21 protein-coding genes and 1 pseudogene are annotated in these 22,154 nt (G+C 69.8%); 16 read left to right on the top strand and 6 right to left on the bottom strand.

Annotated features, from left to right (window positions below; all coding sequences use genetic code 11):
* Window positions 1-195 precede the first annotated feature (195 nt).
* From E1265_RS38710 to E1265_RS36895, 4 genes are all read left to right on the top strand, one after another.
* A complete protein-coding gene (locus E1265_RS38710) occupies window positions 196-897 on the top strand; it encodes a site-specific integrase (RefSeq protein WP_243740592.1) in 702 nt (233 codons plus the stop codon).
* Entirely contained in the window at window positions 894-3,353 is a 2,460-nt protein-coding gene (locus E1265_RS07090) for a site-specific integrase (RefSeq protein ID WP_132929364.1), read from the top strand. Before E1265_RS38710 ends, E1265_RS07090 begins: the two co-directional genes overlap by 4 nt.
* A gap of 83 nt (window positions 3,354-3,436) precedes the next feature.
* Window positions 3,437-4,168 carry an alpha/beta fold hydrolase gene (locus E1265_RS07095; protein WP_132929365.1) on the top strand — a complete coding sequence of 244 codons (732 nt, stop codon included), beginning with the start codon at window positions 3,437-3,439 and terminating at the stop codon, window positions 4,166-4,168.
* Window positions 4,169-4,277: 109 nt separating this feature from the next.
* Window positions 4,278-4,535 (top strand): hypothetical protein, encoded by a 258-nt coding sequence (locus E1265_RS36895; RefSeq protein ID WP_165953674.1) that lies wholly within the window; start codon window positions 4,278-4,280, stop codon window positions 4,533-4,535.
* A gap of 58 nt (window positions 4,536-4,593) precedes the next feature.
* On the opposite strand, the gene E1265_RS07105 is transcribed toward E1265_RS36895, so the two are convergent.
* Window positions 4,594-5,223 carry a class I SAM-dependent methyltransferase gene (locus tag E1265_RS07105; protein WP_132929367.1) on the bottom strand — a complete coding sequence of 210 codons (630 nt, stop codon included), beginning with the start codon at window positions 5,221-5,223 and terminating at the stop codon, window positions 4,594-4,596.
* Window positions 5,224-5,439: 216 nt separating this feature from the next.
* On the opposite strand from E1265_RS07105, the gene E1265_RS07110 reads away from it, so the two are divergent.
* Window positions 5,440-6,351, top strand: a complete 912-nt coding sequence (locus E1265_RS07110) for a hypothetical protein (RefSeq protein ID WP_132929368.1) — start codon at window positions 5,440-5,442, stop codon at window positions 6,349-6,351.
* Window positions 6,352-6,826: 475 nt separating this feature from the next.
* Window positions 6,827-7,777 (top strand): hypothetical protein, encoded by a 951-nt coding sequence (locus E1265_RS07115; protein WP_243740589.1) that lies wholly within the window; start codon window positions 6,827-6,829, stop codon window positions 7,775-7,777.
* Window positions 7,778-7,929: 152 nt separating this feature from the next.
* Here the strand turns inward: E1265_RS07115 and E1265_RS07120 are convergent, their stop codons facing one another.
* The gene (locus E1265_RS07120; protein WP_132929369.1) at window positions 7,930-8,343 is read right to left on the bottom strand and encodes a hypothetical protein; all 414 of its coding nucleotides are present in this window, start codon (window positions 8,341-8,343) and stop codon (window positions 7,930-7,932) included.
* Between the two features lie 228 nt (window positions 8,344-8,571).
* Here E1265_RS07120 and E1265_RS07125 point away from each other — a divergent pair, with 228 nt between their 5' ends.
* Window positions 8,572-8,886 (top strand): hypothetical protein, encoded by a 315-nt coding sequence (locus E1265_RS07125; protein ID WP_132929370.1) that lies wholly within the window; start codon window positions 8,572-8,574, stop codon window positions 8,884-8,886.
* 74 nt (window positions 8,887-8,960) lie between these two features.
* On the opposite strand, the gene E1265_RS07130 is transcribed toward E1265_RS07125, so the two are convergent.
* The 4 genes from E1265_RS07130 to E1265_RS38715 form a co-directional block, all read right to left on the bottom strand.
* Window positions 8,961-9,722, bottom strand: a complete 762-nt coding sequence (locus E1265_RS07130) for an IclR family transcriptional regulator C-terminal domain-containing protein (RefSeq protein ID WP_243740590.1) — start codon at window positions 9,720-9,722, stop codon at window positions 8,961-8,963.
* Window positions 9,723-9,879: 157 nt separating this feature from the next.
* A complete protein-coding gene (locus tag E1265_RS07135; protein ID WP_132929372.1) occupies window positions 9,880-10,824 on the bottom strand; it encodes a zinc-binding dehydrogenase in 945 nt (314 codons plus the stop codon).
* 599 nt (window positions 10,825-11,423) lie between these two features.
* On the bottom strand, window positions 11,424-12,035 hold the full coding sequence (locus E1265_RS07140) for a hypothetical protein (RefSeq protein WP_132929373.1): 612 nt from the start codon (window positions 12,033-12,035) through the stop codon (window positions 11,424-11,426).
* Window positions 12,036-12,221: 186 nt separating this feature from the next.
* Window positions 12,222-13,235: a C40 family peptidase gene (locus E1265_RS38715; protein WP_243740591.1), complete on the bottom strand. Its 1,014-nt coding sequence runs from the start codon at window positions 13,233-13,235 to the stop codon at window positions 12,222-12,224.
* A gap of 445 nt (window positions 13,236-13,680) precedes the next feature.
* Here E1265_RS38715 and E1265_RS07155 point away from each other — a divergent pair, with 445 nt between their 5' ends.
* The 9 genes and pseudogenes from E1265_RS07155 to E1265_RS07195 all read left to right on the top strand — a co-directional run.
* Window positions 13,681-14,346: a hypothetical protein gene (locus tag E1265_RS07155; RefSeq protein ID WP_132929374.1), complete on the top strand. Its 666-nt coding sequence runs from the start codon at window positions 13,681-13,683 to the stop codon at window positions 14,344-14,346.
* Window positions 14,347-14,636: 290 nt separating this feature from the next.
* Window positions 14,637-15,488 carry a cobalamin biosynthesis protein CobQ gene (locus tag E1265_RS07160; RefSeq protein WP_165953675.1) on the top strand — a complete coding sequence of 284 codons (852 nt, stop codon included), beginning with the start codon at window positions 14,637-14,639 and terminating at the stop codon, window positions 15,486-15,488.
* A gap of 3 nt (window positions 15,489-15,491) precedes the next feature.
* Window positions 15,492-15,785 (top strand): hypothetical protein, encoded by a 294-nt coding sequence (locus E1265_RS07165; protein WP_132929376.1) that lies wholly within the window; start codon window positions 15,492-15,494, stop codon window positions 15,783-15,785.
* An 18-nt stretch (window positions 15,786-15,803) separates the two neighbouring features.
* Window positions 15,804-16,691: a hypothetical protein gene (locus E1265_RS07170; RefSeq protein ID WP_132929377.1), complete on the top strand. Its 888-nt coding sequence runs from the start codon at window positions 15,804-15,806 to the stop codon at window positions 16,689-16,691.
* Entirely contained in the window at window positions 16,688-18,208 is a 1,521-nt protein-coding gene (locus E1265_RS07175; protein WP_132929378.1) for a hypothetical protein, read from the top strand. Before E1265_RS07170 ends, E1265_RS07175 begins: the two co-directional genes overlap by 4 nt.
* Complete coding sequence (locus E1265_RS07180; RefSeq protein ID WP_132929379.1) at window positions 18,205-19,695, top strand: hypothetical protein; 1,491 nt, start codon at window positions 18,205-18,207, stop codon at window positions 19,693-19,695. Before E1265_RS07175 ends, E1265_RS07180 begins: the two co-directional genes overlap by 4 nt.
* Window positions 19,692-21,056, top strand: a complete 1,365-nt coding sequence (locus E1265_RS07185) for a hypothetical protein (RefSeq protein WP_132929380.1) — start codon at window positions 19,692-19,694, stop codon at window positions 21,054-21,056. The genes E1265_RS07180 and E1265_RS07185 overlap by 4 nt, the downstream gene beginning before the upstream one ends.
* A complete protein-coding gene (locus E1265_RS07190; RefSeq protein WP_132929381.1) occupies window positions 21,053-21,292 on the top strand; it encodes a hypothetical protein in 240 nt (79 codons plus the stop codon). Before E1265_RS07185 ends, E1265_RS07190 begins: the two co-directional genes overlap by 4 nt.
* Window positions 21,289-22,154 (top strand): annotated as a pseudogene (locus E1265_RS07195) (conjugal transfer protein TraG); the annotation flags it as partial. The gene E1265_RS07190 and the pseudogene E1265_RS07195, both read left to right, overlap by 4 nt.

A 22,154-nucleotide genomic window follows, 5' to 3' on the forward strand; every position in this document is an offset into this window, starting at 1 on the left:
GTCGGCGCCCCGAACCCGGTGACCGGGAAAACGGGCCCTGGGCTCGGCTATGCCCCGTCGACCGTCGCCCACAGCGAGACGGTACTGCGCAGGTTCTACGACCTGCACCGTGATGCCGGATCCGGGCCGCTTCTCAACCCGTTCCCGCTGGACCTGGCTCGTCGTACCGGCCGCGCGCACGCACACCACAACCCGATGGAAGCCTGGGCGCCAGAGCGGACCGGCCGCTACCGGCCCACGGTTCCGCGCCGGATTCCGCGCTCGATCCCGGACGAGTGGTTCAACACGTTGTTCGCGGCGCTGCGGTCGAACCGGGACCGGGCCATGATCGCACTTTGGATCTCCAGCGGAGTCCGGGCCTCAGAGTTGATCGGCGTCCGGCAGTGCGATGTCGACCCGGGGCAGCAGCTGATCAGCGTTGTGCGGAAGGGCTCCCGGGCCCGGCAGCAGGTGCCGGCCTCGGCAGATGCGTTCGTGTGGCTGCGGCTCTACCAGCAGGAGCTGCACGGGCTGGTGCCGCGGGGCCGGACGCAGCCAGTGTGGTGGACGCTGCGGCGTCCGTTTCAGCCGCTGACCTACCACGGCGCTCACCGCATGTTCGAGCGGGTGAACGCCACCTTCGGTGCGGACTGGACGCTTCACGACCTTCGTCACAGCGCCGCCGCCCGGATGGTGCGCGACCCAGCGCTGACGCTGACTGACGTGCAGTGGGTCCTCGGGCATGCGCATCTGACCACGACCGAGATCTACCTTGCGCCGCGCCAGGACGAGGTTGTGGCCGAGGTGCTGGCCCACCACGCCCGGCGGGCAGACCGGCTCGCCGAGCCGGTGCCGCCGCCTCCGGCACCCGGCTACGACCCGGAAGCCTTGGACGTCCTGTTCGGGCGGTCTTCATGACCAGCACCACGAAGCACTCGACGCGCCGCCAGCTGCAGACCGCGAATGCAACAGTTGAAAAGGCCAGGGCGCAGAACAACGTACTGCGGGAACGCTTCCCGCCCCGCTCCGCGGAGGCGTGGTGGCCGGCGACAGAGCAGTCAGCGGATGAGGTGCTGCGTCGGCTGACGGCACCACCCTTCTTGGCTGCCGCGAACGCCACCCGGGCCGGGCCGCGGCGCGGGGTCGCCAAACTTCTGCGCTGGCTGTCCAGCCTCCCGGGGGATACCTGGCAGCAGCGGTGGAAGGCCGGCCGCGCCGAGGAGATCCCCGGCGCGGACTGGACGGATCTCCCGCTGCGCTTCTTGCGCCAGAGTGGGCTGTCGCCGTCGTATGAGCGCGTTGACCTGACCTCCGGGCTGCTGATGCTGGTCTGCGGCGATGTCATTCGTCCCGACCTGGCCTGGATGCTCACCCGCACGCACAAGCACCTGGCTCCGGTCATGGCCGAGGTCCGCGACCCCGAGGGGTTCGCAGGGCTGGCAGAGCTGGCCGAATCCGGGCCGGCCAGCGCCCGAGGCGAGGCCACCATCGCGGCGACCCGGATCGCCATGATTCTGGCCTGCAAGGGCGGGTCGATCGCGGACATCACCGTCGGCGACTGCGTGGAGCTGGTCGACACCTTGCGCCGGGTCCATGTCCGCGGGGGGCAGCGGAAAGTTGACTTCTACCTTCGACTGCGGGCCCTGGATGTCTTCCCTGAGGACGCCCCGGCCACGATCCGGGCCTTCGGGCTTGCCGCCGGCCGACTGAGCATCGAAGAACTCGTGGATCGCTATCCGATCCGGTGCCGCCCGGTGCGCGACCTGATCGTGGACTACCTGCGCGAACGGCAGCCGTCGTTGGACTACACCAGCCTGGACGCGGTGTCGCGGACCCTGGCCGGGCTGTTCTGGACCCGAATCGAAGCGCTCTCACCGGACATCGACTCCCTGCGGCTGCCACCGGCACTGGCCCGCGCCTGGAAGACAGACATCGCCACCAAGAAACGCACCACGATCGGTCCGGACGGCACCGCCGTCGAGGTCGCCAGCCCCAGGCTGAACGCCAAGGACGAACTCATCCGCGTCCGCGCCTTCTATCTGGACATCGCCCATTGGGCGGCGGAAGAACCGGCCCGCTGGGCGCCGTGGGTGGTGCCCTGCCCGATCAGCGACGACGAGATCAGCAAGGCCAAGGACCGCAAACACCGCAAGGCGCGGATGGACCAGCGCACCCGCGAACGGCTTCCCGTCCTGCCGGTGCTGGCCGACGCCGTCGACCGCAGGCGACGCGCCGCAGCCGAACTACTTGCCGCCGCCGAGCACACCCGGCCCGGGGACCTTATCCCCGACACCGCCGGAGCCTTGCGCAGAGCCGTCACGTCCAAGGCCGCTGGGCACATGACCTGGGCCGAGGAGACCTCGACCGGGCGGCGGCGGAACCTCACCTACGAGGAGACTGAAGCCTTCTGGGCCTTCGCCGCGATCGAGGTCCTACGCCTGACCGGCATTCGCAACGAGGAGCTCCTGGAGCTGACCCACCACAGCATCACCGAATACCGGCTCCCGAGCACCGGCGAAGTCGTGCCCCTGCTGCAGGTCGCCCCGTCCAAGACCGACAGCGAACGGCTCCTGCTGGTTAGCCCGGAACTGGCGGACGTCCTTTCCACCATCGTCCGCCGCCTGCGAGGAAGCAGCCGTGCGATCCCGCTGGTGACCTCCTACGATGTCCACGAGCGGGTCTGGAACCCGCCGATGCCACTGCTGTTCCAGCGCGATATCGGCACCGAGCACCGCGCTTTCACTCCGACCGCGCTCCGCAAGCTTCTGATCAACGCGCTGGCCGCCACGGGCCTGACCGATGCCGACGGAGAACCGCTCGTCTTCTCCCCGCACGACTTCCGCAGGATCTTCGTGACCGACGCCATCATGAACGGTCTGCCACCGCACATCGCCCAAGTGCTCTGCGGGCATCGGAGTCTTGATACGACGATGGGCTACAAGGCGATCTACCCGGCCGAGACCATCGAGGCCCACCGCGCCTTCATCGCCCGTCGCCGGGCCAGCCGGCCCAGCGAAGAGTATCGGACGCCGACCGAGGAGGAATGGGACGCTTTCCTCGCGCACTTCGAGAAGCGCAAGGTCTCCATCGGCACCTGCGGTCGCGCCTTTTCAAGCCCCTGTGTTCATGAACACGCTTGCGTTCGTTGCTCGCTTCTCCGGCCGGACCCGGCCCAGCGCGGCCGGTTGGAGGAGATCCGCGACAACCTCGTCGCCCGCATCGCCGAGGCCGAGCGCGAAGGCTGGCTCGGAGAGGTCGAGGGTCTCCAGGTCAGCCTGGCTGGCGCCGAGGAGAAGCTCAGCCAGCTCGATCGGGGCCACGGGCAGCATACGGCCGTGGACCTTGGCATCCCCACCATGCGTGGTGATCGATGAATCCACGAAGATGGGCTGCCGCATGGCCCTCAACTGGCATCGAGAACGTGTTCAAAGAAGTGCCCCGAAAGGCTTGAAACTCTATGCGCTTCATCTCCAAAACGTCGTTGGGCGGCGTGACCGAGCAGCTCTTCATCCTCGATGAGATCCCCGGCGTGCTGTGGACGCCGGAAGACGCCCACGGCACCCGCCCCCTGATCCTGATGGGACACGGCGGCGGGCAACACAAGAAGGCCCCCGGCATTCTGGCCCGCGCGCATCGCTTCGCCGCCGAGGGCGGGTTCGCGGTCGCCGCGCTCGACGTGCCCAACCACGGCGAGCGCCCGACGGACGAGGAGTTCGACCGGATCGCGACCGAGTACCGGGCGCGTATGGCCGCCGGAGAGGATACGGCTGCGCTGGACACCGCCATGTACACGCTCGTGGCCGGGCAGACCGTCGCGGAATGGCAGGCGGCCTTGACCGCACTCCAGCGACTCGACCATATCGGCGGCGGACCGGTGGGCTATTGGGGCGTGTCGCTGGGCTGCGCGCTCGGTATACCGTTCGTCGCCGCAGAACCTCGAGTCCGCGCCGCGGTGCTGGGCCTGCAAGGGGCGCCCGCGCTGGTCGGGACCGCCGCGCAGATCACCATGCCGGTGCAATTTCTGGTCCAGTGGGACGATGAGCGGATGCCCCGTGCACAGAGCCTGGCGTTGTTCGAGGCCATCGGTTCAGCCGAGAAGACACTGCACGCCAACCCCGGCAAGCACGGAGATCTGCCGCGGTTCGAGATGGACGACTCGCTGCGGTTCTTCACCCGACATCTGGGCTGATACGTCTGTAGTACACGTCGCCGACGAGCGCCTACGCGGGATCGTCACCAGGACGAACGTCGCCTGACACGGCACTAGCTAGTTCAGAGAAGCTTGTATTCGATGCTCCATGCTCCGACCGGATCCGGCTCAGAGACACCGCCTCGTCGAGATTCGCGACAACCTGATCGCCCGAATCACCGAAGCCGAACAGGAGGGATGGCTCGGTGAGATCGAAGGACTCCAAGTCAGCCTCGCCAGCGCAGAGGAGAAGCTCACCCAGCTCGATGCAGAGCAAGTCCGTCAACGCCAAGTGATCGATCTCGGCATGCCGCGCTTCAGCCAGATCGCGACACGAATCAGTACAGCAAGAGGACCTTCAAGTTAGTCGAGCCTCATCCACGCGGATGATCTACACCACCCCGATCCAGGCCACGAGCCACGCCCTACGGGCGGCGGGCCAGCAAATGGGTGTCGAGGAAGCCCCGCTCGGACGCTGGGTCGTGGAGCAGCCGGGCGAACGTGACGAGTCCGGCCTCGGCGAGCAGCTCGGCGAACCGGTCCGCCGGCCAGCTATAGGCGGGCGTCACCTTGTGGTCGAAGCGGACGGGCTCCGGTCCCTCGGTCCCGAAGAAGGACACCAAGAGCAGACCCCCTGGTGCCAGGACACGCACCTGCTCGGCGAGCAGCGCGGGCAATTCTCCAGGTGGGGTATGGATCATCGAGTAGTGGGCCAGCACTCCGCCGAGCGCACCGTCCTCAACCGGCAGGGCCTCCATCCGCGCCTCATCGAACCGCAGCGCCGGATGGGCCCGCCGGGCGTGGGCGACCATCGCCGGGGAGAGGTCGAGCCCGAAGGCGTCCAGCCCCAAGTCATGCAGCATCGCCGTCACATGACCGGGGCCGCACCCGACGTCGGCTACCCGCAGGTTCCCCGTGCCACGCACGAGCTCGGCGAAAGTGCTGATCATGTTCCGCGCGAACGGGTGCGTCTCCAGCCCATTGGCGAACATCGACGCGTACAGATCGACGACCCCGTCATAGGCCGCCCTCGTCTCCTCCTGGTGTCCTAACACGGGAAGGAAACTAACACCCGCGCCGTTCGCCACCGTTCTCCGGCCCCACACCGGTTCCCTCAGGACTGATCGTCCCGTCACCTGATCACGGGACGCTCTCGTTAGTTCAGAGAAGAACTCGCCGTCACCGCACACATCGACACCGCCCAGTACCAGGAGCTGGCCGACCGCGTCGGCCTGGAGCCCCACCACACCGCCTCGTACGCGCGGGAACCGATGCTGGTCACCCACCAGACCGACGGCACGATCCTCGCCGTCTCACCCGGCCAACGCCTCGCCTACCGTGCCTACCGCTCCTCGGAACACGGCAGGACCCTGAACATCATCGGCTGCGCCACCGAGCCCGTCGCCACGGCGACCGCACGCCTCGCCCGCGAGACCGTCCGCGGCCGACTCCTGCGCGCCGGCTGGTGTCTCCTGCACGCCTCGGCCGTCACCCGCGACGGCCGTGCCTTCCTCACCCTCGGCGACAAGGGCGCCGGCAAGACCACCACCGCCCTGGCCCTGGCCGGCCAACCCCACTGGCAACTCCTGGCGAATGACCGCGTCTTCATCCGACCCGACCACCACTCTGGACACCTTCAGGTGCTGCCCTGGCCGGCCGCAGTCGCTGTCGGCCTGGGGCTGCTTCGGGCACTCGGCTGGACCGATGTCGTGCGCGGGCGCCTCGACGCCGGCGATCAGCTCCACCCCACCCAGGACTCGCGCGTCACGCGAGCCCTGCGCGCCGGCGACAGGGAACCTCTCTGGGACGGCAAGCGGGAACTCAAGGCGCAGATCTGGCCCCACCAGCTCAGCGACTGGTTCGGCATCGACCTCTCCCAACGCGGTGCCGTCACCGCACTGCTCTTCCCCACCCTCACCTACGAAGGGGCGCCCCACTCCAACCCGGCCGCCGCCCGGCCCGTCGAGGACACCGACTGGCTCGCCGGGAAGACCGAGGACCGCTACCCCGACATCTTCGAACTCGCCCGCGTCCCCCTCGGCGGCACCGACCTCGCGCGCGACCTCGTCACTGCCGAACTCAGTGCCCACCTGCACCAGGGACTGACCCTCACTCACGACATCGAGGCCAACGCCCGCTTCCTGGACCAGACCCTCAGCGACTACCTCAGCACCCTTCCCTAGCCGCGCTCGAGTGCGGGCAACTCCCCCTCACCGGCTCCCTCGGAGCCGGGAATGTGCGACAGCTCCGCGTTACTTGCTCATCACTACGGACCTTGTTCGTCCGGTCGGGTGAGAGCACTTGGGTAGTGCGGATCGGCTCGTCGCAGCCAGGTCGCCGATACTCACGTGGACGTCACCGGTGTTCGGTCGCAGGAGCGGTCGATATGACCGCTGTCCCTAAAGATCAACGAAGCCACCCGCCAGTGGGCGGCGTCGCTCATGAGAGCTTCGAGGGCTTCTCATCGGGTGGGGACGCCTTCGGGGCGGTTGAGCCGTCGTCTGCAGCGGCGAGTGTCTGTGCGGCTTCCTCGTCGGTCTGGGCGGCGGCTTCGAGCGCCGGGGTCGTGGTTGTGCCCTGCACGACGAGGGGCAAGCGTCGGCTGTCAGGGGCGGGGGCTAGGGTCGCGGCGTACGTCCACCAGGAGTGGGAGACCCCATGCCGTCAGGGCACACCCAGCAGGACGCCGCCCGGGCCCGAACGACCGGGCCCCGGTCGTTGGCACCGATTCCCTTCGATGTCGAGGCAGCCTTTCCGGAGCTGACCGGCACTTCCCGTGCGGTCACCCTCCTCTACCCTCGGGCAGGGCAGCCAGGGCCGGGTGATAGCTCCATCGGCGGGCCGTTGCAATGGCCGGCCTACGAGCCCTGGCCGATGTGCGCTGAGCCGGACCATTACAAGCCGCTCGACCTGCCCGTTGGTCCGGAGCCGGTCGCGATGGTCCCGGTCGTTCAGTTGTACGCACGGGACGTGCCGGGCCTCGTCTTCCCCGCCGGCACCGATCTGTTGCAGGTTCTGTGGTGCCCGCTTGTTCATGAGGACGGTCAGTACGCGGCCAGCCCTCGGCTGTACTGGCGCAGCGCGGCGCTGACGGCCGCCGGCGCGGTTACCGAGGATCCCCCGCGTCCGCATACAGCGGACGAGGACTTCCTGCCCCGCCCGTGCATGATCTCCCCCACTCCGGCTGTGGAATACCCGAACTGGGACTTGGAGGGACTCGGCCTGCTGCTCAGTGAGCGGTTCGAGGCTATGCAGGAGGAACGGGGCTACGGCTACTTCGAGGTGGCCACCACGCAGCAGAGCAAAGTCGGCGGCTACCCGGGGTGGACTCAGGCACCCGACTGGCCCGACTGCGCGGGCTGCGGCGCCCGCATGGAACACCTGCTGAGTGTCACCGCGACCGAACCAGGCATGGGCCGTTGGCTTCCCCTGGACGACTGGGCTTCCCACCAGGACCAGGTTGCGGCTCCATCCTGGCTCGCTGAGGCCGATCCCGTCGCCCTGGACGCGTTCGGACACGAAATGGCCCTGGGCGACCTCGGCGGCGTGTACTTCTTCATCTGCCGCACCTGCCCGGACACCCCGTACACCCACCGCTACGACTGCTGAACCCTGGCCGTCGGGAAAGAGCAACGGTCGGCTCACGGCCCTTCCCCTCTCGGCCGGTGTCGGCTGCCCTGCGGGAGCGTAGCCAGCGGCCTTCAAGGGGTTCGGATCGGTACGGGCGGTCGGCGAACGTTGGGGATCGGTTGTCCCTCGTCTCATGGCCGAGCGGTCAGGCGATGGGCCAGCCCTCGACGTAGCCGCGCGGATGCGCCAGGAAGGGCGCCGAGCGGGCTCACCTCGGTCGTCGTGAGTTCGATCCGCTCGGCCAGAGCGAGGACGGCGGCATAGGGGCGTTCTCCCTCCGTGAGCTTCTCGGCTGCGGCGTTGAGTACGGCCAACAGCACGGCGCGGTCGGCTTGAGGATGCCGCGCGAGGAGGTGGAGCAGCTCGTTGTCGCTCCATGCCGTGCTACGGGCTGCGCACAGTTCCAGGAGGACGATGGCCGGGGTGTGTGGATTGGCGGCTACCGCACGCCAGACGAAGGGATGAGGGCGCCGTGCGAGTTGGCGAAGGACGGAACCATCGCTCGCGGCGCGTGCCAGTTCGAGGTAGTCGGCGGGCGAGTGCATCCGGATGGCCTCTCGACCTCGGCGGGACCCGTCATCCTCCCAGTCAAGGCCCACAGAAGCGAACCGCGTGCTCCTCAGGAGGATGGCGTGGCAACATGACAGCCATGGCGATCCGAAGGAGCGATGCCGCGTAGGCGGCCGAAGGCCGTCCGCGATAAGCGGTGGCGGCCTCCCCGAAACGTGCCGGTCTGTCGTATACGGGGTGTCTCAGCGCGCACCCGTGCCGCGGTGCGGCGCGTCGAGTGCGAGCTGGGGCGGTCGGATGTCGTCGCCAGGTCGTTGGCCCGGTTCGAGCGCGCGTTTCAGCAGCCAGGCCGTTATCTGAACGCCTCCGAGGTCTGGCAGCCGGGGCTTGAGATCGAAGACGCCCGCGACGACCTGGAGGAGGTGCTGCGACGTCTGCCCGTCGGTGCCCGCGCGGACTTGGGCCGGCTCGTGGGGCGCATTGATGCCGAGTATGAGAGGCGTACGTTGCCTGATCCGGGTCCGCAGAGTGAGTGGACAGCCGGACGTTGGTGGTGGTGGCGCATCCGCGAGCGTTGATTTGCCCCGGCGCTTGCGGCGTTCGTCCTTGGTGCCGGCAGCGGTACCTGGGACTCGCACCGGCGGTCGCCGCGTCAACGCATCGTGGCCCACGGCACGCTGGAGATCCGGCTCAGCCGCGCGGCCGCGGCCTTGGTGGCTTCGATGGTCGAGCTGGGCGGCTCGGGCATGACGGCCGCGGGCTTCAGGAGCAGCAGGGCGCCGATGATCGAGTCGTGCCACATGATGGGGGCTGCGCAGCTGTTCCAGCCCGCCATGCACTCCTGGAGGCCGATGGCGTATCCCTGGTCACGGATGTCCGCGAGGGAGGCGAGCAGCGTCTCGTTGTCGTGGATCGCGCCGGGTCCGGCTCCTTCGGGTACCGGCTCGGCCAGGACGCGCTGCTGGATCGGCTCCGGGAGGTAGGCCAGGATGGTGCGGCCGCTGGCGCCGGTGCGCAGGGAGCGGGTCACGCACAGGACCTCTCGGGGGGTGAGCCCGTACTCGGAGAGGTCGGAGTCACCGACCGCCATGTCGACGCACTGGCGCTTCGCCCCGCCGAAGGGGGCCAGCAGGTAGAGCATGACGAGGCCGCCCCGGGTGGCGTCGTGAAGCTCTTCGAGGATCTCGTGGGAGGCGTTGTCGGGGACGTGGGCGAGGGCGTGGATGGCCAGGTGGGCGGTGCTGCGGCCCAGCCGGTATCGGCCGCGGCCTACGCGTTCGAAGACGCCCTGGTAGACGCCCGACTGGAGGATGCGGAAGACGGCGGAGTCATCGAGCCCGGATTCCCTGGCGAGTTCCCCGGGGCCGTGGATGTCGCCGCCGAGGTTCGTGAACGCCCGCTGGACGCGGAACACGCGCTCGGCGTGTCCGCTGCCTCCGGAACGCGACGTCGGCGGTGCGGCGGTGGGATCGCCAAGGCTGTGCACAGGCGCACCCTCCCTCTGGGCCCGGGGCGTGCCGCTTCGGCGGCACACCCCCGACGTCATGGTGTGACTGCTATGTAACCGCACGTCATCGCGTGGTGTCCAGGACCAGCTTGCCCGTGTGGGTGCGGGCAGTCAGGGTCTCGTGGGCCGCGGCGGCGTCGGCCAACGGGAAGGTGGCGCCCAGCACGGGCCTCACCTCGCCTGCTCGCACGGCCCCGAAGAGCGCGGCCATGCTCGCTGGCAGCGCGGTGCGGTCGCTGTAGAGGTGGGGGAGCCAGAAGCCGGAGACGGCGATGGACTTCTCCATCAGGAGACGCCCGGGGAGGTCGGTCATGTCGCCGGAGGCGTAGCCGTAGAGGGCGAGTCGACCGCGCGGCGCCAGGACGGCGAGAATCGCGTGCAGGACAGGGCCGCCGGTCATCTCCAGCGCGACCTGGACGGGTCCGCCGGCCGCCTCGACGATCTGTTCCGTCAGGCTGTCCGAGGTCGAGTCCACGGCGGCGTCGGCGCCGAGGTCGAGGGCGAGCTGCCGCTTCTCCTCCGTACTGGCGAGGGCGATGACCTTGGCGCCGGCGCGCTTCGCCAACTGGACGGCGAGGGAGCCGAGTCCGCCGCCGGCGGCCGGGATGACCACGGTCTCGCCGGCGGTGATCCGCGCGGTGGTGAAGAGGAGGTGCCAGGCCGACTGCCCCTGGAGGCCGAGGCAGATGGCCTGGTCGTCGGTGATGTCGTCGGGGATCGCCCAGGCGACGCGTCGGTGGACTAGGGCCTGTTCGGCGTAGCCGCCGCCGCGAGTGAGGCTCAGGAACCGTTGTCCGTCGGCGGTACTTCCGACCACTTCGTTCCCGGGGGTGTAGGGCAGCGTCACCGGTGCGAGGTAGGTGTTGTTGCGGACATGGACGTCCGCGAAGTTCACGCCCGCGCGGGTCACGTCGAGCAGATGGTGGGCTCCACGTGGCTCCGGATCCGGGACGTCGGTGCACTGGAGCACCTCGGGGCCGCCGAACTCCTTCATGACGATCGCGCGCATTTCTTCTCCCAGGAACACGGGGCAGATTGCCTGTTCCCCACAGATTAGAGGCCCGTAGATGGTGCGCTGCCGGCGTTCTTCGCTAGGTTGACGTCTTTTCTCGCCACGCGAGAAAGCCGACTGGGAGGTTGTGTAGGGATTTCTCGTCAGGCGAGAGAGGGAGATTCTACGGTCGAACGGCCAGGTCCGTGCGTTGACATGCTGCCGTGGAGTGGGTAATAAAGGCGTCAAGAGAAGTCGGGTTTCGGGAACAGAGTGAATGGCGGGGCGGTGGAATGACTGCTGATGTGCGTGAGGTGACCTCCGGTTCCTGGAACCGTGCGGCGGCCCGAGATGACTTCGTGCTACGAGCGAAATCTCGCGGAGGTCCGTTTGTTCGCCTGGGGACGGAGAGCGGAGCGGTCTTTCTCCTGCCGCATCAGCCGGATCGTGTGGCAACGGCCGTTGGTCGGGAGAACGGCGCCGCACGGTCCGGAGCAGGCGAGGCCGTCGCGTGTCGCGAGACGTTGGAGGAGGCGTGCTGGCTGATGCCGCACCTGTCGCCGAAACTCATCGCGGACGCTCTGGGACTTGGCCCCCTGGCGGCGGACGACTGTGAACTATCCCCGGCCGGGATTCTCAACGCGGTGGAGATGCTCGACGAGGCCAAGGATGGCCTGCTGGCTGTCCTCGGACAGTTGGGAGACTCCTAGCGCGACGCCCCGTACCCGGTCGGAGCGCAGGGCACCAAGGAGGGCAGCGTCACCGGCCGCCTCATCGAGGACTCTTCGCTCGCCGGAGTCGAGTCCCCGCAATCGGACGGCCAGTTCCAGAACCTCTTCGTCGCCAAGGCTCTGGAGGAGCTGAAGCTTCCCGAGAAGACTTTGGAGGGCGGCGCATTCTTCGGCGGCCCCCGCGCTCCGCTGAGATCCAATGCCGGACGCTTCGCCGCTTTTCAGTGCGTGAAGGAGTTCCATCTCGGACTCAAGCGAGCTGACTTCGGCAGCGGGCTCAGCCAGATATGCGACGGGCACGTTGAAGAACTGCGCGAGAGCTTGGAGATGGTGGAGTTTCGGATTGGTCGTCCGCCCCGTGACCAGCTCCCAGAAATACGGACCAGAGATGGAGATTCCCGTGAGCTCGGTGATCTGCCGCGCTGTCATGTCGTACGACGGTGGCTGCTCGCCCTTCGGCGTCTTCGTCTCCCTGAGCCACTGCAGCTTCTCCGCCAATGTGCGCGATCTGTCGCGAGTACCCCTGCTCCTCACGCTCGCCAACGTCGCCTCCTTTCTGGCCCTGCCGCGATGGGCCTCGATACGGGGCGGAGCCTATCGGCGCCCACCGCGGTGAGGGGACCGCCGGGCGCTGTCGACATCGTGTGTCGCCCGGGCGAGGTCGGTTCGCAGGCGCGCGGCGCCTCAGATGGTGCTTCGACCGCCCGCGCCGGGGAAGCTCGGCGCCGCCCAGCCGCGGTAGTGCAGGCGCCAGCGGCCCGCGGTGAGGTCGTCGCGGTTGACGAGGGCGATACGGCCTTGGCCCTCGAAGGCGTCGAGGATGTCGTTGCTGGCGACCTGGTCGTCGCCGAGGTAGAGCGTGACGTGGCCGGCGGCCTGCCCGGTGTCGTAGAACAGCAGTGCGCCGGGCGGCGGCGAGTGATCGCCGGGATGGGTGAGGCCGGCGTCGCGCAGCCTCGCCCAGTGCTCGTTGGCCGTGCGGGAGCCGCTGTTGAGATATCCGTACGCCTGGGCCACGAACGCGTCGCATCGGCGGTACCAGCCCGTCTGGCCGACGGCCCGCCGCGCCGCGGCGATCGCCTGGGCAGGGGTACGGGGGTTCTCGACATCGAAGTCGACCGCGGCGTCCGCGCCGTAGTCAGTGCATGCCGTCGCGGTGGTCGTCGTGGCGCCGGCGCTCCATGCTGCGGACACCAGTGCGCCTGCGGGCTCCTCCCATCGAGCGTAGGCCTCGGGGTAAGCGCTGCGCTGCACGGCCTGGGCAACGTCGGCCAACGGGCGGGTTTCCCAGCCGTCGACGGCGAGCAGCGCGTCGTAGAAGCGGCCGGCCGCGTAGGGCGGATCGGTCAGTTGTTCCCTGGTTCCCCAGCCCTGGCTCGGGCGTTGCTGGAAGAGCCCGACCGAGTCGCGGTCGCCGTGCGCGAGGTTGACGAGGCTGGACTCCTGGATGGCCACGGCCACGGCGATCACGGCCGCGCGCTGTGACAGGGAACGAGCCCGGGCGATCTCGGTGATCGTCGTGGCGTTGCGTGTCTGCTCCGGGCTCCATCGTCCGCCGTCGGCCGCGCCTTCGGACTGACGGCTGGGTGCACACCCCGCCGCGGTGCTCGAGGCGTCGGTGCTTCCGGCGATCAGGAGCAGGCAGACGAGCAGCAGGGCCAGGAGCGCGCCCATGAGTGCGATGACGGTCCGGCGCACGGGGGCTCCTGTCTCGCGAGAATAAACGAACGTGAATGACGAGACCAGTAGAGCATCGCTGCCACGGTGCGACGATGAGGCGCCGTGGGCCGATTGGCTGAATTGCCGGTGTAGGAGTCGCACTGCTCGGCACGCACTTATAGCGCATTGACGTGGTCTTTCCCTCAACCTTCAGCGCAAGCTCGCCGGCGGGGCGCGGGATGCCATGGACGCATCGATGCCATAAACATGTGTTGTCAGTCGTGGATCTTCATGGCTTGCGGGTGCTGAGCCGGCCTCGGACCGTGGCATCCCGCATGAGAGAGGAGCGGAATGTTGGTGACACACCGCCTCGCGGTAACGGCCCCGTGCCCCTTGGACGGGGGGCTCTGAGATGCCGCGACTCAGTGGACGGCAGCGGTGCTGGGGTGCCGCTGCTCTCGGAGCCGGCTGTGCCGTCGCGCTGATGCTGGCCCTGGCGCTGAGCCCGTTTCCGGACGAGAGGGGGGAGACGGCCAGCGCGGCCGAGCCGGAAGGGCGCAACGCGGACGTGGTGCGGTTGGTCAACGGCGTCCCGGTCGGATATCCGCGCTCCGAGGCCGGCGCGGTCCAGGCCGCCGTCAACTACCAGCTCGTCCGCTCGTCGAAGGCCTACCGCACCGACACCCAGGTACGCGTCGGCGTGATCGACGCCATCACGGCCTCCGAGACGGTCGAGGCGCTGTTCCTCAAGGAGGAGCTGGCCACTCGTCGCCTGCTCGACTCCCACGGCCTCACCCAGGAGACCGCGGACTCGCTGGTGGCCCGCGCCGCTGCCCTGGGCACCAGGACGGTCGGCTACACGGACGAAGCGGCCAAGATCCAGGTGTGGTTGACCGAGCTCGTCGGCGTCCCTGAGGCGAGCGAAGGTACGTCGGTGGCGGCGACGTGGACCACCTACACGGTCGTCCTGCGCTGGCAGGCGGACGACTGGAAGCTGGTCAAGGTCAGCTCGGACGCGGGGCCCACGCCCCTGGAGAACAGCGGGACCATCCCGAGCACGGCCCAGGAACTGCGCCTCGCCGACCGCGTCTTCCGCGTCCCTCCGTTCACGGCCTGGGGCGACCCCGCGACGTCAGGTTCGGCGACGTGAGCGGCGAGGACGACACCATGAGCACTCGTTCATCCGAAGAGCCCTTGACCGCTGAGTCGTTCCGTTCCTCGGCCGCGAACCGTATGGCCCCTTCCGGTAGGCGGCCGGCGGAAGAGGTCACGCCGGCTGCCGAGCGCGACTCCGGCACGGCGACGACGCAGAACCACGAGCCCCCTCAGGAACCACCGCCCAGTCACGCGGACTTCACCGCGTCGCTGCGCCAGCACACCAGGCCGGCCGCCCCTCAGTGGGGCTGGCGCGGTCGGATCCACCGCTGGACCGGCGGCCGCGTGTCCCCTCGGGTGAGCGCGGCCGAGCAGGGCTGGAACGCGGCGTTGCGCGCGGTGCAGATGACCTTCGGCGGCCCGCGCACCATCGTCTTCGTCAACCCCAAGGGCGGAGCGTTCAAGACGACGGCCACGCTGATGGCCGGCCGGACGTTCGGCGTCCACCGCGGGGGCGGCGTCGTGGCGATCGACAACAGCGAGGCCCGCGGGACCCTGGGCGAACGGGCTCTGCCCGCCGGGCACGCCAACACCGCACGCGAACTCCTCGACCACCTCGATCTTTTCGAAGGGCCGGCGGCACGGCTCGGTGACCTCGGCATGTTCACCCGAGGCCAGGGTCCTGCCCACTTCGACGTCCTGGCCAGCGACGAACGGCCCGAGATCACCGGCCAGCTCGACGCCGAGTCCTTCGACCGGCTCCACGAGCTGTTCCGCCGCTACTACCGCCTGGTCCTCGTCGACTCGGGAAACAACCTGCGGGCGCCCAACTGGCTCGCGGCGGCAAGGCACGCGGATCTCCTCGTCATCACGACCACCGTGCGCGAGGACACCGCCTCCTCCGCCCTCTGGATGGCGGACGCCCTGGAACGACACGTCCTCGAGGCCGGCGCGTTGAAGCGGCGGAGCGTGGCCCTGGTGTGCTCGCCCGCGCCGACCATCGATCTCGGGCTGCGGCGGTTCCTGATGGAGACCTTCGCCGAACGCTGCGGCGTCGCCATGCCCATTCCCTTCGAGCCGGGTCTCGTCGGCGGCGGCCAGATCGACTACACGCGGCTTTCGGCCGTGACGCACACCGCCTGGCTCCACGCCTGCGCCGCGATGGCGACCACCCTGTCCCCGGCACGGGAGAGCTGAACCGTGACGTACCTCGCTCAGGAGTTCAACCCGTTCGACGGCGTCAGCCCCAGCTTCGGGCCCTTCGCGCCGTTGCTGGAGTCCAAGTTCGGCATGTTCCTCGGCCTCGCCTGGCTCATCGGCTTCTTCGTCTGCGCCTACTTCCTCGTCGAGGCCATCGCCCGGGCCGCGAAGGCCAAGCGACAGGGGATCGGCGGCGACCTTGACGAGACCAGGGGAGAACTGGTTCGCGTGGCCGCCGCGACGATCGGCATGGCCTCGCTTCCTGTCGTGTACGCGATTCTGGTCAGTGCCTGAGAGCCGGGGCGGATATCGGTGAACGTGCGTATCGACTACCAGCCCACCGGACGGCCTGGCGGCGGCCGGCGAAGGAAGCCGCGGCCGTCGAGACGGCGCGGCTGGGCCCTGGCCATGGCGGCGGGCGGCGGACTGCTGCTCGTGCTGGCCCTGCTCACCTTCCGGTCGGGCCCAGGGCCAGACGCCGACGACGGGAAAACGAAGCCCACCGGTGAGGCGTCGGCGAGGCGATCCGCCGTGGAGATCAAGCGAGGCAGCGCGACCGGGGCCGCCGTGCTGGCCACCCGGAGCGTCGCCGGCCTGCCGCGTGGCTTCCCACCCTCGGAGGCGGGCGCCGTCGAAGCGGGGGCCGCCTTCGTCGCCTCCGTCTACGACCTGCACCGGATGCCGGCCGCCGAGCGTTGGGCCTACGTCCGGGACGCGATGACGGATCCACCGCCGAAGCGGCGGCTGGACACGGACGCCGTCGCCTTCCGTGCCAATTACCGGCTGGCCGAGACGGGTGAAATCTTGGACGTGACCGGTGAGGCGGTCCCGGGCGTGCGGTTCACCTCTCGGTGTCACCCGGAGCTGGGCGCCTACCGCGTCGAGGACTTCGAGGCGGGGCGGGCGGAGGTCGACTACTGGATGCCGTGCCTCCTGGGCACGGTGGACGAGGCCGGGCAGGCACTCCACGTCCAGACACGCTGGCAGATGGGTCGCATGGCGCTGCGCTGGCACGAGAACGACTGGCGGGTCGACGAGTTGGCTCGGGGCCCGTTCGACGAACCCGTCACGCCGCCCGACGAGGGCGAGCCGGCCACCACCCTGGCCGAGCGCGCGGCGTTGTTGGGCGCGGGCTGGCTCGCCTTCGCCGACGCGAGCGAGCGCCGTCCGGCCGAGGCCGAATCGGCGGCACCGCGGTGAACGGGGCGCTGACCGCGACCCGTTGGCGGCAGGTGGTCATCGGCGTCCTCCTGGCCCTGTCGCTCTGGGGGAGTTGCGCGAACGCAGCCGTGGCGGCCGGCGGAGACGAGTGCGAAGACGCGCTACTCGGCGAGTGGGCCTGCTCGACACTCAACGACATCCCCGGCGTCAACCGCGTCTACGAGTACCTGGGCGACGTACACCGCGACAAGGTCGAGGCCGTCACCGGCACCCTCGACGACCTCGTGCCCGACAACTTCATCGAGGAGTGGGTCACGGGCATGGCCGAGTCCACGGTCACCCTGCTCGCCTACATCCAGGAACTCGGCGAGAGAGCCACCAGGCCGGCCTTCGACCAGGCCTGGTGGGCATCGCAGTACGCCACCAGCTTCGGCCTCTCGCTGATCGTGCTCGCCCTCCTGCTCGTCTGGATCACCTCTCAACTGGCCGCGTCCGGCGGCTCGCTCAACGCCGTCGACCTCTTCCGCCAGTCCGGTTGGCGACTCGTGTTCGTCGTGCCGCTGATCTCCGCCGGCCCGCTTGCCCTGCTGGAGTTGCAGCTCGCCGCCAACGACCTGGCGCGCTTCTTCGCCGACGAGGGCACGGCCCACGCCGGCAGCGCGGTCGAGCGGCTGATGCAGCTGATCATCGACACGGCGGGCGACTGGGGCGTCTTCGGCGGCACGGTGCTGGCGCTCATCCTCTTCCTCTGCATCCTGTGCCTGGGCCTGGTGACGTTGATCGAGATGGCCATCGCCCAATGGGGCCTGCACCTGGGTTCCCTGCTGGTGCCGCTCGCGCTGGTGGCGTGGGTCTACCCGCCGTGGTCCGGCGCGCTGCGGCGCCTGTCAGCGCTCATCGCCGGCCTGATGCTGCTGCCCGCCTTCATCTACTTCTTCTTCAACACGATCTGGGCGGCGTTCGACTCGCTCATGAGCGACCACCCCGAGGACGACGGGCTCACCATCCTGCTGTTCCTCGTCGTCGGGCTGTTCATGATCGACGCGTTCCCGGCCGTCGTCATGTGGCTGATGTCGATGGCCGCTCCGGGGGTGTCCGGCATGGAACCGCAGGTGCGGGGCGCGGTCGTCCACCCCTCCGGCGGCGAGATGATGGCCGGCCTCGCGGAGCGCTTCGAAGCTCGGATGAGCCGAGTCGGCACCCGGAACACGACCGGTGGGGGCGGTCCTCCGTCACCCGATGCCGACGACGACGGCCCCGACTCCGCGCGCGGCTCGGGGTCAGCCGATCGCGGCGCATCCGACTTCGGCCAGCCCACGACGGTCGGAGCCCCCGACCACGACGCCACGGCGTCAAGCGACGCGCACGAGCCCGGCGAGGACGACGGCACCGACGACAGCCGACCAAGGGGCGCCGACCCGGCCACGCCCGATGTCGCGGGCGACGACGGCAAGCCCGACGCCGAACACAGCACGGCCGCCCCAGCCATCCCGCCGGCCCGCCAATCCGACGCCGCCGACGGCCCGGATTCCCAGGAAACGAGGGACGAAGAGTGAGCAGTACAGAGCGGACTTACGTGCTGGGCGGCGAGACACGACGACGCTCGCTCTTCGGCGCCGTCACCCCGCTGCAACTCACCCTGCTCGCGCTCTACCTCCTGGTGTGGCTGCTGCTGCTCGTCTCCACCCAGTCCGTCGTCGTCCTTGTCCTCGGTCTGGTGGGCGGCTCGGGCGGCTGGCTGGTGGCGCGGCGCCGCACCGCAGAGGGCGACTCCTGGGGCGCCGGCCTGGTGGACCAGGCTCATTGGCGATTCGCCGGCGGGAGGCGGGAGCGGCCGGACTTCGTTCCCGGACTCTCGCTGCCGCCCGAGCTGGGGGAGGTGCGGGTGCTCGCCTACGCCCCGCCCGCGGCACCGGGTTCACCGATGGCGCTGATCCACCACCGCGACATGCGGCATCGATCGTGGGCCGGCGGCCACCTGACCGCGACCTTCGAGATCGCCGGAGGCGGGGACGGCCTCCTGCCCATCCGGGTCGTCAACACCGCCGGCTACCTCTTCGAACGCCTCCTCGGCGGCCTGTCCGGAGCGAACGTGCCTGTGGATCAACTCGACCTCTGCACCCGCGTTCTGCCCGTCCAGCCGGAGGCCTACCGCACACACCTGGCCTGCCTCCTCACCGCCGACGTCCCGCCGCGCCTGCGCCGGTCCATGCGGCAACTGGCTGGCTACGCGGCCGGCAACACCGAGGAGTACCGCAGCTTCGCCACCGTGCGTATGCCGTTGGACCAGCTCGCCGGGCGACTGACGGAGGCGGGGGATCTGGACGCGTTGTGCGCCGAGACGTTCGCCGTGCTGGGTGACGTGGTCGGTCGAGTGGGCCGTGCCGGTCACCCGCTGCGCGCCGTTCTCGGGCCGCGCCGACTCGGGGCGCTGATCCGGCATCTCCACGACCCCGACCGGGACATCGACGACCTCGACGGCGTCGACTCGGTCGCCGACGGCTGGGCCCAGACCCGCGTCCCCGGCAGGGACTGGGCGCGAACGGCGGGGTCGTCGCGCCCCTGGTACCACGCGGTCGCGTCCGTGCCGCGCGACGCCTGGCCGCTCCAACCGGTCAACGCCCGGTGGATGGAGCACCTGGTCACCGGCGTCCACCCGGCGACGATCCGCACCGTCCAGGTCCAGTGGCGTCTGGTGCCGAAGGTGTCGGCGCGGGAGAAGGCCCGGTTGGCGTTGACCTACGACACCGCCGACCGGCACGGGGAACGTCGCCGCGGTCAGGTCTCGACCGGCGTGAGCGAGGCATCCATGTCGTCTTCGCGCCGCGTCCTGGACGATCTCCTCACCCCGGTCGTCGGCGGCGCTCACCCGGCCGTCCGCGTTCACGTCTCCGCTCCCGCCCCGCAGGAACTCGCTGCCGCACGGCTTCGCGTGACCGCCGCGGCGGAGAGCGGCGGAGTGACGCGGCTGCGGTGGCACACCTACCGCCACCACCAGGCGCTTCTGACCACCCTGCCCCTGGCGAGAGGCATCACCGCATGAGCACGACCACACCCACCCCGCCGCGCCCCCGGGGCCGTCTCCGCCAACTCCTCGGGCGCGCGGAGCTGGAGCAGGAGACCATCTTCACCTCCACCCGGCAGGCCGCCGCGCTGAATCCCGCCGTCGTCGCCACCCACCCCGCGCTCGCCGGCCCCATCACCGGCATCGACCTCGCGACCGGCCAGCCCATCACCACCGACCCGCATGCCCTCTACTACCAGGGCAGGATCACCAGCCCCAACGTCCTGGTCCTCGGCGACATCTCTTCGGGCAAGTCGTCCCTGGTCAAGACCCAGTACTGCGTCCGCCAGGTTGCCTGCGGCAAACAGGTCGTCGTCCTGGACCGCAAGAACCAGCAGGGCCACGGCGAGTACGAACGAGCCGCGGCCGAGTGCGGCGTCACCCCGGTGCGGTTCGCCAGGACCGGCGGCACCGCCATCAACCTCCTCGACCCCCGCATCTCCACCACCTCCGAGTCCGGAGGCGACGGCCGCGTCGGCCAGGACCGGCTGCTGCTGATGGTCGCCGAGCACGCCCACGAGCGGACGCTCACCTCACGCCAGCGCTACGCCCTGCGCACCGCACACGCCACCGCCCTGCAACGGGCCCGCGCCGCCGGCCGCATCGCCACCCTCCACGACGTCGTCACCGCCCTCTACGACCCCGCACCCGACACCATTCCCCGGCCCCACCTGCGCGACGAGGGCCTCGTCACCCGCCCCGACGTCATCACCTGGGGGCTGGACCTGGCCCTGGACCTCGAACGCTTCATCACCGGCGACCTGTCCGGCCTCATCGACCAGGCAACCAGCGACGACCTCGACCTCACCGCGCCCCTCATCGTCTTCGACACCTCCGCCCTCCCCGAGGACTCACCCGCCCTCTCCCTGGTGATGGCCCTGGTCGCCACCTTCCTCTCCGCAGTCTGGGCACACCGCGACGGCCAACGCCTCATCGTCCTGGAGGAGGGCTACCACACCGCCCGCCTCGACAAGGTCGCCTCCGTGCTGCGCTCCCTCGCCAAACGCGGGCGCGGCATTGGCCTGTCCTTCGTCACCGTCATCCACCACCTCAGCGACATCCGCGAGGACTCCGACGCCATGTCCCTCGTCCGCGAGGCCGGCCTCGTGCACGTCTACCGCCAGTCCCGCGAGGACGACGCCGCCCAGGCTCTGCGCCAGTTCCGACTCCCGTCCTCGCTCAGTACCCAACTCGGCGCCCTCGCCCAAGGCGTCCATGTGCTGCGCATCGGCCACGAACCCGCCCGCATGGTCCAACACTTCCGCACACCCCTGGAGATCGAGATCACCGACACCGACCAGGCCATGACCGGCCGCCCCCACCCAACGGAGACCGCGTGAACGCCCTCGCCACCATCGCCGCCGTCCTCCTCGCCCTGGCCGCGGTCTGCGGCACGGCTTACCTGCGTGGCCGACTGGCCCGCCACCTCACCGCCGGCGTCCGCCCCACTGCCCCGCACGCCGGCTTCGCCACCCCCGAACAACTCCACGACCACCTCTCCGAAGCCGCCGTCCGCCGAGCCGGCACCCAGGTCCGCCCAGGCCTCCTCGTCCCACCCCCACGGACACCCGAATGACCGTGGCCACCGACTTCGGCTACTTCCTCGGCCACGCCACCCGGCCCGCCTGCGGACGGATGCCGCTCTACTCGCCCTACGACCAGGCCCTCCGCGTCATCGGCCCGATGGGCTCCGGCAAGACCTTCCGCTTCCTCGCCCGTCTCCTCCGCGACGTCCCAGGACCCGCCCTCGCGACCTCCACCAAGCCCGACCTGCTCGAACTCACCCTTGGCGCCCGCCGCCGGCGCGGTCCCGTCGCCGTCCTCGACCCCCAGGACCTCGTCCCCGGCCAGGAACCCCTGCGCTGGTCACCCATCCACGGCGCCCAGGACACCCTCACCGCCGAACTCCGCGGCCGAGCCTTCATCGCCGGCACCCGAACCCGCGCATCCGGCGCCCAGGACGAAGGCGCCGCTCACTACCGCCACCTCGCCGGCACCTGGCTCTCCTGCCTCATCCACGCCGCCGCCCTCGACGGCGCCTCCTGGCGCGACGTCCTGCGCTGGTCCAAACGCCCCGACGACCCCGCGCCCCGCCAGATCCTCCACCACCACCCCGGCGCAGGACCGGAGTGGGCCGAAAGCCTCCTCGACGCCACCACCGGCGACGAACGCGCCGTCGGCAACACCCGCTCCACCCTCGGCAACGCCTTGGCCGCCTTCGCCCACCAACCCGTCATCGACGCCGTCGACATCGACCCCGACCACGCCACCGACATCGAGCACCTGCTCAACGCCGACGGCACCCTCTACCTCCTCGGTAAGGACAGCGCCCACTCCACCATCTCGCCGCTCGTCACCGCCATCACCGAAGACGTCCTCGACCGCGCCGAGCAGCTCGCCGTCACCAAGCCCCACCGCCGCCTCGACCCACCCCTGGT

Source organism: Streptomyces sp. 8K308, from assembly GCF_004348315.1.
In the GTDB taxonomy this organism is placed as follows: Bacteria; Actinomycetota; Actinomycetes; order Streptomycetales; family Streptomycetaceae; genus Streptomyces.

Coding starts and splice junctions, on each gene's coding strand:
- E1265_RS38710 (WP_243740592.1), top strand. CDS start 196: ATGGAAGCCTGGGCGCCAGAGCGGACCGGCCGCTACCGGCCCACGGTT.
- E1265_RS07090 (WP_132929364.1), top strand. CDS start 894: ATGACCAGCACCACGAAGCACTCGACGCGCCGCCAGCTGCAGACCGCG.
- E1265_RS07095 (WP_132929365.1), top strand. CDS start 3,437: ATGCGCTTCATCTCCAAAACGTCGTTGGGCGGCGTGACCGAGCAGCTC.
- E1265_RS36895 (WP_165953674.1), top strand. CDS start 4,278: ATGCTCCGACCGGATCCGGCTCAGAGACACCGCCTCGTCGAGATTCGC.
- E1265_RS07110 (WP_132929368.1), top strand. CDS start 5,440: ATGCTGGTCACCCACCAGACCGACGGCACGATCCTCGCCGTCTCACCC.
- E1265_RS07115 (WP_243740589.1), top strand. CDS start 6,827: ATGCCGTCAGGGCACACCCAGCAGGACGCCGCCCGGGCCCGAACGACC.
- E1265_RS07120 (WP_132929369.1), bottom strand. CDS start 8,343: ATGCACTCGCCCGCCGACTACCTCGAACTGGCACGCGCCGCGAGCGAT.
- E1265_RS07135 (WP_132929372.1), bottom strand. CDS start 10,824: ATGCGCGCGATCGTCATGAAGGAGTTCGGCGGCCCCGAGGTGCTCCAG.
- E1265_RS07155 (WP_132929374.1), top strand. CDS start 13,681: ATGCTGGCCCTGGCGCTGAGCCCGTTTCCGGACGAGAGGGGGGAGACG.
- E1265_RS07185 (WP_132929380.1), top strand. CDS start 19,692: ATGAGCACGACCACACCCACCCCGCCGCGCCCCCGGGGCCGTCTCCGC.